Genomic DNA, 12,131 nt, shown 5'->3' on the forward strand with positions numbered 1-12,131 from the left:
GTTTGATGTGGCACTGGAGTTTCCATCCTGGCTGGAGTGGCTGGAATGGGTTGTCGGCTCTGACTGGCCACACGGCAACGAAGACCTCATGTGGCAGATGGGCTACGACTTCGAAGATGTAGCCAAGGATGTCGACAAGGTCGTCGACGAGCTCGATACGTTGATGGGCAACGTCCGTGACGCGTACCCGGACGGCACCGGCGGGGAAGAGATCCTGGCCTGGCTCACACCGCTGCGCGACGGCGAGGGGCCGGAAAAGAACGGCTCGCTCTCGGAACTGGCGACCAACTACCGGTCGCTGGCCAAGGCCGCCGACAACCTCGGCGACGAGCTGCAAGCCGCCAAGCTCAACTTCTACATCGCCGGCGCCTGGCTCATCGCGGAGTTGACGTGGGCCGCGGCCACCGGACCCGCTGCCCCCGCAGCGGAAGCGGCGGCTCTCGCGTCGGGTCGCACCCTGTTCCGCATGCTGTCGAAGCAGTTCATCAGGCGAATCGTGTCGAACCTCAGAAGGCTCGTCACTCGTGAGGTGCTGAAGGAACTACTGCCGAAACTCGTCCGCGAAATCGCGCAGGAGGCCGGCGAGGAGCTGCTGCAGGGAACCTCACAAGAAGCGCTGGTTCAGGCCATTCAGGTCAACAGCGGCCACAAAGACGGTTACGACTCCAAGGCACTCTGGAACAACGCGGCGATCTCCACGATCGCCGGCGGTGCGGGCGGCGCTACCGGATTCGGAATGGGCCGAGCGCTACCCACCAATATGGGCGGCCTGCAAGGACTTTCGCGCGGCGCGATGACCGGTTTGACCGCGGGGTCCGCGGGCGCCGGCGCGGCCTGGCTGTCCAATGGCCTGATCAACAACAGCTGGGAATTCGATCCCCGTTCCCTGACCGGCGGCGCACTGTCCGGAGTCGGTCCGAGCGCGATCCACGGTTACCGCGGGTCGAGCGACTTCGCGGGTGGGCCGCAGAACCCGAGCGCGGGCGGCGGGCCTGAGACCCGTGGCACGCCCGGATCAACCCAGAACGCGCCCGGCGCCACCGAGAACCCCGGCCACACAGCGGATCCCGCACAGAGCAGCCAGCCCAACGGTTCACCCTCCGAGTCCGCGCGTACGAACGGCCAGGACGGCCACGCGCCCGGCGACGAGGGTCAGTCTGCTCCCGGAAATGATCGAGCGGGTAGCCCGGACTCGAACTCGGGAGCGGAAAACAGCCGAACAGCTCCGCAGGGCGCGGACACCGGCTCAGCAGGGAATGGCAACTCCCCCGAAGCGCGTGCCGGCGATCCCGCGTCCTCCCCGAACTCGGACGTCGATTCTCGTTCCGATGTTCGCGGCCAACATGACGGCGCAGCGGTCGGCCATGAAGGTGCCGCGGTCGGCAACGACGGTGTGCCGGTCAGCGATGGGCGATCGCACGATTCCGCGCCAGGTTCCGATACGACGTCAGGACGAGCAAGCGACGCGACAAGTCCAGCGCACGCCAACTCCGCCGATACGAACGGCACCACACAGACCGGCGCGCAAGGCATTCCGGCAAACCAGCAATCCGCGCAGCCGGTAGCGACCAACCCCGGGGCGACGACTGCCTCCAATGTTTCCGCAGCACCGGTCGCCCATTCGTCAACGCCGAATTCCGCTACCACAGCACCGAATACGACTGGCACGCCGACCGCAACGAACACACCGGCGACCAATTCGCCATCGCCGCATTCGAATACGTCGACGACGAACCAGGGCGATACTCGTGCAGGCAATCCGAGCGACCCGGCAAAGGCTGCCGCCGCACCACGCGAGATCCGTACCGATGGCCATGCACCTCGACCGGTCGGCGAACCCCGGGCCTCGGTCAGCAATGTGGCGCCGACATCAGCCTCACCCACAACACCCGTAGCTGCCTCGCGCACCGGTTCCGAAGCGGCGAGCGACACCAAGTCCGACTCCAATAATGCCGCGGGAGAACAGCATCCGGACCCTGGCACGGTCGTGCCGATGATGCCGATGGTCACCAACCCGAACCAGGATGGGACCGCTCCGCGCCCGCGGTCGAACAACGCCGCGAAGTTCGGGCCGCGCAACGCCTCGACTCCGAAGACCGCCGACCCGACTTCCTCACAACCCGACCCCGCGACTCGACCACCCCACGCTGACCACACCACACGTTCCGATAACTCGGATCCGTCACAACACGGACCAGCCGATCACCACGACGGCGACCCGCTGCAGAGTGGCGGGGCAATGCGGCCGCGCAACGTGCTGGATATCGACGGCCAACGAGCCTGGGCTGACAACGCGTACGAGGCGTTCCGCGCCTCGGAGTCCGATGTCGACGACATGCACCGAAACCTGGTGGACGTCGAACGCCTCGACGGCACCACTGGATTCAGCCGAGAGGAGCTCGGCCGTGTCAAGGAACACCTCTTCGACGAAGAGCATCTTCTCGACGTTTTCGACAGCGACGGCAACGTCGTCGGACACGAGACACGACGCTACGATTCCGACGCGGATATCGCCGAGGCATGGATGCGGCTTTCTCGAGGGGTTCCGCTCCAAGCGGACATCACGCTTCTGGAACACGAGCTCGCGGAATCGGCTTACCTGAGGCAACACCCGGACGCCACCTACCGCGAAGCGCACGAATACGCTGACTCGAAGGCGAATTGGGTCGATGTCCTCCCGCCGCGCACCGGCGAAAACTACGAGAGGTGGGCCGAAAACGATGGCTCTGTACATCGTGTACCGCAAGGCGACGGAGACCCCGACCTCGCTGACGTACCTGTTCGGGAGCAGTCCGAACAACCTCGACAAACAGGTGACGATCAGTACGGACGACCCGGGCATCAGAGTGGCGGACGACTCGAGTCCCCTGGCGATGAAGGTCGCCGCCCACATTCTGGGCCGGTTCAAGACGGACGGGACCTGGCCGGGAGGGGGCGGGATCCAGGCCTGAATGCGGGCCTTGGCGATGAGGGCGGTGGGCGAAGAGATGGCGATCCGGGTCGCACCGACAGCGCCCCTCAGCGGCCGTCGGCGCAGCAGGACGGCGCGCGGCACGATGACGCGGCCCAACAGCCGGGACACGGGCCGCAACCGACTGCGACCGAGCAACCACGAGAAACAGCCAGGGTCGATCGCTCCGATATCGACCCCGCGGCAGTCGACCAGACATACGGCTCGCAAGACCCACCGACACCTGCATGGCTCGACAACGAATCGTCCGAACCCGCACCGCGGCGAAGCCTTTTCCGCCGCATGCTGGACTTCGTCCGAGGCGGGTCGAGCCCGGAGGTCGACTCCCGCACCGCGCAGCCCGACCACGACCCGCTAGCCACGCCACAGCAGGCGGAGCCACAGCCGCTCCCCCACGAGCCGAAAGCACCAGCGCTCACTCCGCACCAGCAGAACCTGGTGTCCGAGTACGCCAACACGAACAACCGGTCGGCCGAGGATGTCATGGCCGACATCCGAGCTGCCCGTCTGACCTTGGACAACACCGGAGTACACGAGGTCGGCCCCGACCACGTAGGTCCGGCTGCCCGCGTCGATCGCTCGTACCTCGACACCGTGCTGCGGGACAAGATCGGCGCGCACGGACAGCGTTTCGAAAGCCTCGCCTCTGATCAGTTCGAGCCGGGTTGCCCTGACGCGGACCTGCCATCGCATCTCACCCGGGAGATTCCGGTGGGGGCGCTCGACCATTCCGCGGTACCGGTCGATCCGAAGCTGATCGATCTCAGCTACCCGGGCGATGATTACAACGTCCTGTGGCGAGATCGCACGGAGGCGAGTGCGTTTCTGCGGCCGGATAATGCGTTGTTCCGCATGGACTCTCGCGGCCCGGAAATTTTCGACACAGATCTCGCGCCACGCGACCCGAGACATTTCAACATCGCCGCGCACACCGGGCAGACCGCCGGCTCCGGACTCGTCTCGGCCTCGAAGAGTCCCGAACACGCGACGGTCCGCGAGCTCGGTCACCTGCGCACCGAGCTGCAGACGAACAGTTTGCGCAGACTGCCGGACGGCAACTTCGTGCAGACCCGCTATGTGCACGAGCTCTACACCCCGCACGGCATCGATGTCGACGCCACGATCAACGACGCCCGCGCGGTCGACCCCAGAATGTGGGCGCACGGCCATACCGAGGCTGAGGTTCTCCTGCCCGGCGGGGTTCGCAGCGATCAGATCTATCGGATCTGGCCGCGCGAGGTGATCGTCTCCCCCAGCGGGGAGATTCTCTCCACCCGCATCGGTGATCCGATCGTCAATCCACGGTTCGCCTATGCCCAGGATCCGACCTTTCACTACACCCATCATCCTGAGCAGTCCGTTCCTGCACCCGAGAACGCGGACCGCACAGGGCATCCCGACGATGATGTTTCGTCACCCGTGCGTGATTCCGCGTTGCCTCCGCATCGTGGGCTCGAACCGACTCAGCAGAGTCCGGCGGATCCCGTCGACGGCAGGCATCCCTCCGACCGTTCACCCGCGGCCGAACAATTGCCGCACAGCCGTGAGCTGCCGGCCGAGCGCGCGGCGTTGCCGCGGCAACCGGACTCGTCACCGCACGAGACCCAACCGGGTCACTCGCCGCAGAACCAGCCGACACAGCAGCCGGATGCCAACCAGAATCCCGGCCCTCGCGCGCGACCAGTCGAACAGGTTGCCCCACAACAGCTTTCGCCTCAGCAGCAAGTCGCTCCGGATATCACGTCGAACCAGACCACCCGCCAGGGCGATCAGCTGCACCCTGCCCAGCAGTCGACAACACCCCAGTCGAGTGCGCATGCGCCGACCCATACCGAAACGCCCACGGCCCATCCCGCGACGCCGAACCAGGCCACTCCGCACCCGGATCAGGCGGGCACCACACACCAGGCTCCGGTCGACCCACAGACGACTCACCATCCGCCGCAACAGGCCCCCGGCAAGGCGCCGAAGCCGAATGGCTGGCCGGGCAAGAACATTCACAATGCGGATACCAGCCGAAACAAGCTCAAGAAATGGGTCCGTTTCATCAACGGTCCAGGCTTGGCATCACTGGGTCGCAACATCAACTGCGTGCTGTGCTCGGATGCCTTCCTGCGCACCTGGTTCGGGCACCCCACCGAGGCCCCGGCACTGACCGGTCCCTCGGGCACTCAGGGTCTGGGCCCCGCCGCCGTGGACAACCTCACCGGTGGTCGCCGCGTTCCCGCCGACTTTCAAGGCATCAAGAATCGGCTGCTGCAGATGGGCTCCGGTTCCGCCGCCATGGTCCTCACCGATTGGGTCGACGCCAATGGCAGGCGAGTCGGCGGTCACGCTTTCGTCGCCGTCAACCACAACGGCAAGATCCTGTTCGTCGATGCGCAAACCGGCCAGGTCCATGGCTGGCCCCCTAAATTCCGCTCGGAGGGTGTCGGTCCTACCCAGGCGGTGTTCCTCAACTCCAACGGCCGTCCGCTGCACCCGCTGGGCGTGCAGCCGAATACACCTGCGGGACAACACCATCCTCAGCAGCACCCAGCGCAGCCCGGGACGCAATATCAACCCCAGCAGATCCCGGTACAGCACCAGCCCCAACAGATCCCAGCACAGCACCAGCCCCAACAGATCCCAGCACAGCACCAGCCCCAACAGATCCCGGCACAGCACCAGCCCCAACAGAACCAGCCACAGCACCAACCCCAACAGAACCCCACTCAGCCCGCGGCACAACACCAACCACAGCAAGCCACTGCACAGCAGAGCCCGGAACACCATCAGCTGACTCCCACTCAGAACCAGCCCGGGCACACTCCGACAACACCTTCGGCGCCGACCATGGCCGAGGGTGCCAAGCGGGTTCGCACCGCACTGGCCGACGCGGTGGACGCGTTCAACACCCCCGCTCGGGCAAACGAGATCCCACACCTGCAAGAGGAGCTGCGGGCTCGCCTCGACGACCTCGGCCTCATGGACCCCACGACCGGTGAGGCCAACTGGCGTGCGTTTTCACAACACGATCCGGAAGTCGCCGACTACCTCGCCGAACATCACCGCGCACTGCTGTCTGACACCGACTCCACTACTCACCAGGATCCCACTACTTACGGCACACCCGAGCCGGACCCGCACGCGTCACAGGAACCGAAACCCGACCCTTCGAGCGCGAAGTCAGAGCCCGAGCACGAACGCGCCGAAAAGCAGCCGACGCCGGATTCGACACAACCAGGCAACACGGACCACGACCAAGCCACCGTTTCGCCGGACCGCGACACCCCTTCACAGGCCGCGAATCCGTCCGAGCCCACACCGATTTCGCCGCAGGAGATCGAGTCCGTCCACGGAATTCCCGAGGAGAATCAACGCAGGATCCAGGACTACGCCGATGAGCACGGCCTGATCATCGACGTCCGCCCGACGAACCCCGATGCCGTCCGGCACCTGCAGAACGGTGCGATGCCCAAGCCCATGGACATCAAGGACAAGACGATCAACGACAACGACATCCTCTTGGGCGCGCCGGAACACGCCAAGGGACTGGTCGGGCGTCTGAATCCGGAGAGTCTGTCGATGCCCGACACGACGGGCATGTCCCAGCAACAGATCGATGCTCTGAAGAAGCGTCTCGAGGATCGCCGAAAGGACTGGGGCGCTTACGAAGAGCATATGGACGAACTCATCGCCGCCAAGGAATTTCGGGTCACCGACGAGGGAATCGTCGAGGGCAAGGTTGGAGACGACTGGAAGCCGGTCACGGGCGATCACGATCTGTTCGACATCCGGCATGCCGATGGAACACGTCTTACTCCAGAAGAATTGGATCAACATATCGCCCGATTGATCGGTTTGGACGCCGGCATCATGCACGGCCCGCACGCGTACTGGGAACCCGCCACCGAGTTCCAGCGGCAGCGCAATTTCGAACCCATCGTCAACGACCACCAATACGATCCGGACCCGAATACCAAGAACGAACCACTGATTCGGTTCAGCCCGAACGAAGACCCTGTCGCCACGTGGGCAGACAAGGACCTCGCTGCCATCGACCGGGAGATGGCTCCCTGGCACCTGGAATCTGACCTGCAAGACCTCGCCGACACCGCTCACCAGAGGTCACTGGACCACTTCGACGAAACCAATCCCGAGGCAACCCCGGACGAACGCGCCGATTTCGACGAGAAGACTCGCCGGCAAGTCGACGCCGAGATCGATCGGCTACGCGACCTCGCGATCGATCTCGCGAACCACCCCGACTTCAACCACGATTCATACCGGGCGTGGTCGAACCCAGAAGTCGAGAACCCGGTGGACCTCGGTTCCCCCACTCATCAACTGGCCACGATCCGACAGGCGGCCGCCGAAGGCGCAGACCCCGCCGACATCTTCCGATCGCTGAAGTCTCTTCACTCCACGTCCGAAACCACTGCACCACATGCGGATGCCGAACCGGGTACGGCCACCACCGAAGGAAAAACTCCGAAAGAGATCGCGCAGGAGCGCGTCGACATGGCGAACGACGAAACCTCTACGTGGTTCAAAGACCACTACGACAAACGAGGCTATCGCCGGAACGTCGACAAGCTGATCGACGGCTACCCTTTGCCCCAGCTCAGGCCTGATCCCAAGCGACCAGGCAAGTGGATTTCAGCAGAGGACGCCCCGCCACCGCTACCCAAAAAATTCAAGGACAGTCCGACTGGAGCGCCTGACGGCAGCACGAAAACGCTTCCCGCTGCGGTCAAGCAAGATCTCGACGCCATCGCGAAGGAGCGTCGCGGAGCGATCGACCTCGATCAGCCGCTCCATGCACCGCTCGAGCAAGCCAAAAAAGACTTCAAGGCCGCGAAAGCGCGGCTACAGGGCGCCGAGCAATCACTCGAGGCCGAGAACAGTCCCGATTCACAGCGGGAACATGACCTCGCCAAGGCTGATCGCGACAGGACCGAGGCAGATCTTGACGCCAAGAAGGAAGTTCACAGGGAACCACATGCGAAGGTGACAAAACTCGGAGAGAAGATGGGAGAGCATGCAGCTGAACGCCATGCTGTTCCGGAACACTTCCCGGGAGCGACCCGGGTCGAGCTACCCGACCTAGGTTTCGGCCAACGGCAGTTCGACCAGGTCTTTCGACTACCCGACGGGACCTACGTCGTCGTCGAGGCCAAGGGACCGAGCGCCGAGCTCGGCGCCTGCACTCTGCCCAATGGCCAGCGCGTCCAGCAGGGACGTCTCGACTACTTCGAAGCAATTCTTGATGCGATGGAAGAGCGTGGCCAAGAACAGAACAACGGCGAAGACGACATTGCGGCCGAGCTGCGGGCCGCGCTGCGCAATGGCCGGCTCGAGTATGTCCTGGTCCAAGCCGCAGTGAATGGGGACGTCTACAGCGGTTACGATCTGAAGTATTTCGATCTCGACAGGGAGGCACAACCAGGTGGCTACCAGGGCAGCAGCTAGGCACCACGTCGACATTCCCGATGCCGAGGGCGAATTCGGACGAATCGCCAAAGGGATTGCGAACACACTCAGCTACGTAGAAGAGAACCCGCGGGACCTCAAGAGGCTCCTGCAGAACTCACTGCGACTTGCCGGACTGCGCTCCTACCGGAACCCCTCAGCCGGCGAGCTCGAGACCTGGCAGGCCTACGTCCAGGTAATGCAGGCGTCCTCCGCGATCTTCGCTGTCGCGCTCGGCACCGAAGGGACTGTCGAAATACGGTTCGGAGAGCAGACTCTCGAATTTCCTGCCGGCTCCACTCGCGGGATCGCTGACGCCGGCAACTGGGTGACCGCGTTCTACTTCGCAATCATGTGCCGAGATCAGGCACGATTGAACATGCTCGCGGCGGTCCCGATCGAACTTCTCCGCGCCACAGGGTCGATGTACGACGAGTACATCTACGACTGGATTGCGACGCTGCAGGCCTATTGGTCCGAAGATACGGATCTTCCGAGCAAACTGCGGGCGGCATTCGAAGGCACAAATCCGGGAAATACTCGGATCGCGCCTGCGGACCTGATGCTCGAAATCCTTTTTCCGCCGATCAATCTGTTCTACAGGTTCTTCGACGAACAGCGCGAGGAATTCAACGATACGCTGGCAGAGGCACTACGACTGCATGACCGCTTCTGGGACTCGGAAGAGGATAACCGCAAGACCAGCCGTATCGGCTTCATAGCGGCTGGGCCACTCGCGATGGCTTGCCTTGCATACGACGCGGACTTCCCGATCGATGTCGAGTCCGATTATCTACCCGAGCATATCTTGCATCGAACCTGGTTGGGGGAGTTTCCCACGTAGTACCCCAGCCCGGCACCCATGAACGCGCGCCCATGCACGCGTTCAGTATCGCGTGATTTCGCCGTTGCGAATGAGCTGCAGGCGGCGCTCCCCGTCGATATCCACAAATGGGCATTCCGACGAACCCTCACGCAAGATCGCGTCGACGTCGCCGGGCGCGATCCACAGCAGCTTTCCCGAGTCGAGCCAAGGTCGCAGGTCGAAGTCGTAGTCCCGGATGGATTGGCGATGCTCGTTCCACGCTTTCCAGCGCCCACCAGGGCCGTAGACGTCGTACTCCCTACTTCCCCAAAGGTTCTCCAACGCAACGCCGATCGGTCGCGTTTCAGCGAAATAGGTTATGGCCCAACCGGTGTGGGGACCGATGGGAACCTCCGACACGACTGCACGGACGTCGGCCAGGTCCAAGATTCGCGGTACTACGTAGGGGACATCGGGGCCCGGCATCCGGGGGAACGGGGTCGGTTCCACGGGTGGGGTGAGTCGTATGGCTCCGCCCATGGCAAGCCAGGTGCGCGCTACCGGGTTCACGAGTCTGCGGATCGGGTTCTCCCGATTCCAGAACCAGCCGTCGAGGTCAGCATTGTCCAGGGGCCAGCTGATAGCGGTACCGGTGAACGGACAGCGAGCGACCAAGACTTCGGGCAGAAGGTGCCGGTACTCGTCTTGTAGTTCGAATACACGGGAGATGGCCAACTTCCCCTCGGCCGTGTATCCGCCCTCGTCATATCGAGCCTTGAGTCGATTGCCTTCCTCCAGCACGGCCTCACGCCGCAGCAACCTACTCCCGTCCCAGTCAGGCACGTTTCGGCTCCTCTCCGACTTTTCATACGGCCCCGAGGACTGTGTCCGACATCGGTTGTAGCCGACAACCCATCCTCGCGAGATTCCGAGTCTCGCCTTCCAGTGAGCCGAGTCTAGCCAACAAGAATGGGCACCAGGGAATGGGCGACAGTCGGCCGTGAACTCATCCGGTCGACAGCAGAAATCAGCTGAACAGTTGTCTCGACCACAGTCAGTTGCGCGCTGCGAACCATACTTCGAAGGAAATGACTCGTTCTCTCACAGGCGGTGCAGTCATTCCGTCGAGGCGGTTGGTAAGGGCTTGTGCGGCCGGTTTCGGGAAGCTGCCCCGAGTGGCCACGCTGACTTTCAAGGGCCGTTCGGGAGCGAGTTCCACTCCGACGACCAACTGTTCGAGGTCGTGACCGACTGCGGCGGCTACGCCCTCGTCGACGATCGCCGACAGGGCATCGCAGAAGTTGCCGAACATCTCGACTGTGAATTCTGTTGCGAGCGCGGCCTCTTCGGAGAGCAGAACGATCTGTGTGCGGTCGACGGCGACCGCACGGAAAGGCCGGGCGACCGGGGAGGGCTGGGCGGATTGCAGCCACGCGGGTATCGGCGGCAGGTCCGAAGGGCGCTCGGACGCGCTGGCGGGAGGGGGCGGCGGGAGGGGCGGCAATCCCGGTCCCGGCGGAGGCGGAGGCGGGAGCAGCGGCTGGGCGGGACCCTTCCAGTACGGGCGACTGTCCGGACCGGCCGCGCGCATGACCGCGGTATCCGGATGGACCCAGGGTGGGAGGTCTGTTGCGCCCGCTTGCTGCTCGATCGCCTCGCGGCGGGCTGGGGGTGCGGGAGGGGCTGGGGGTGCGGGAGGAATTGTCGGTCGGGTAGCGGGTGGGGGCGGTAGGAGCGGGGGTTTCATCGGCGCAACCGGTGGGGCGGACTTCACCGGCGGAGCCGGTGGTGGCGGAGGAGGAAACGGGATCGGAGCTGCCGGTTCGTTTCGACGGAAGGTGTCCTGATTTCGGTAAGCGCCGAACGGGGAATCGTGCCCGATCGCACCGGTGCCGATTACGAGGTCGACTCGTCCTGTGCGCAAACGGAATTCACGACCTTGGACCAAGGCGGCCGCGATGTCGTCACGTTCACGCGGAGTCACGACCACGCCGTAGCCGTCTTCGAGCTTGTTCGAATTGGATGCCCCCTCGGTCGCGACGAAGAGGAGGAAGTTGCCCGCGATGAGGGGAACCCCGGATTGGGGAATTCCAATGGCCGCGTTCGAGCCGTCGGGCGTCCAGACGAAGCGTTGACGTGCGACGGAGTGCGATGCTGAGGTGAGTAGGGCGATCCCGCGGTCGCCGTGTTCGCGCAGCACGAAGGCCAGCCAGTCGGCGCGGTCCGGAGTCACCGTGATTCGCACTTCGGAGCCGTCGCCGGCGACCTCGACCCAATGAGCGTGGGTCATCGGCGTGCGGTTCAGCGTCGTTTTCGCCTGGTGCCGCTTGTAGTCGAGCACCGGTTTGCGCCGCCGGTCGAAAAAGTAGGGGTAGGGGTATGTACTGGCTTGAGCTCCGAGCAGGGCCAAAGTTCGTGCGTGGCCGAACATATCGGCGGCCTTCATCTCGTCTTCCAGCATCGGGACTGCGAGCAGCGGAGTCAGGCCGTCCGGGTAGAGGTCCGCACCTTCCGAATACTCCTCGAAGAGGAACCCCGTGATGCCCAGCCGCCAACCCGGTTCAGGCAGAGCGAGGCGTTTCCCGGGCTCGAAGAGCTTGCCGGCCTTCGCTTCGCGGTGCGCCTCCTTCATCAGCCACAGTGGGAACTCGGGGACATTGACCGCATCCGGCTTGTCGCGACGGTCCCGCAAGATCTGAAGCACCAACTCGCGCTGCCCGAGACGCTGCAGCCCATCACTGGCGTAGCACCAGAGATCGCTGCCACCCGGGCTGGATCCAGCGAAGATCCGCGTGGTCAGCTCACCCGGAATCAGCTCAACGGTACGGATTTGGCGCATGCGACGAGAACCCCCTGAAGATCAGCGCAACGACATTGGTTCTACCACTTGTCGGAATCCTG

At 64.1% G+C, this 12,131-nt stretch carries 4 protein-coding genes; 2 read left to right on the forward strand and 2 right to left on the reverse strand.

What is annotated here, in order from left to right; translation table 11 throughout:
* The first annotated feature begins 7 nt into the window (after positions 1 to 7).
* Positions 8 to 8,425: a WXG100-like domain-containing protein gene (locus NJ1_RS40840; protein ID WP_067695665.1), complete on the forward strand. Its 8,418-nt coding sequence runs from the start codon at positions 8 to 10 to the stop codon at positions 8,423 to 8,425.
* A complete protein-coding gene (locus NJ1_RS18350; protein ID WP_067695667.1) occupies positions 8,403 to 9,269 on the forward strand; it encodes an immunity 49 family protein in 867 nt (288 codons plus the stop codon). Before NJ1_RS40840 ends, NJ1_RS18350 begins: the two co-directional genes overlap by 23 nt.
* Before the next feature lie 42 nt (positions 9,270 to 9,311).
* Here the strand turns inward: NJ1_RS18350 and NJ1_RS18355 are convergent, their stop codons facing one another.
* On the reverse strand, positions 9,312 to 10,073 hold the full coding sequence (locus NJ1_RS18355) for a hypothetical protein (RefSeq protein WP_067695670.1): 762 nt from the start codon (positions 10,071 to 10,073) through the stop codon (positions 9,312 to 9,314).
* A 211-nt stretch (positions 10,074 to 10,284) separates the two neighbouring features.
* Positions 10,285 to 12,069 carry a hypothetical protein gene (locus NJ1_RS40845; RefSeq protein WP_067695672.1) on the reverse strand — a complete coding sequence of 595 codons (1,785 nt, stop codon included), beginning with the start codon at positions 12,067 to 12,069 and terminating at the stop codon, positions 10,285 to 10,287.
* Between the last annotated feature and the right edge of the window lie 62 nt (positions 12,070 to 12,131).

The sequence above is a fragment of the Nocardia jejuensis NBRC 103114 genome, assembly GCF_001613145.1.
Classification (GTDB): domain Bacteria; phylum Actinomycetota; class Actinomycetes; order Mycobacteriales; family Mycobacteriaceae; genus Nocardia; species Nocardia jejuensis.

Bases quoted from the DNA above. Each gene is read 5' to 3' on its own strand.
- NJ1_RS40845 (WP_067695672.1), bottom strand. From the start codon at position 12,069: ATGCGCCAAATCCGTACCGTTGAGCTGATTCCGGGTGAGCTGACCACG.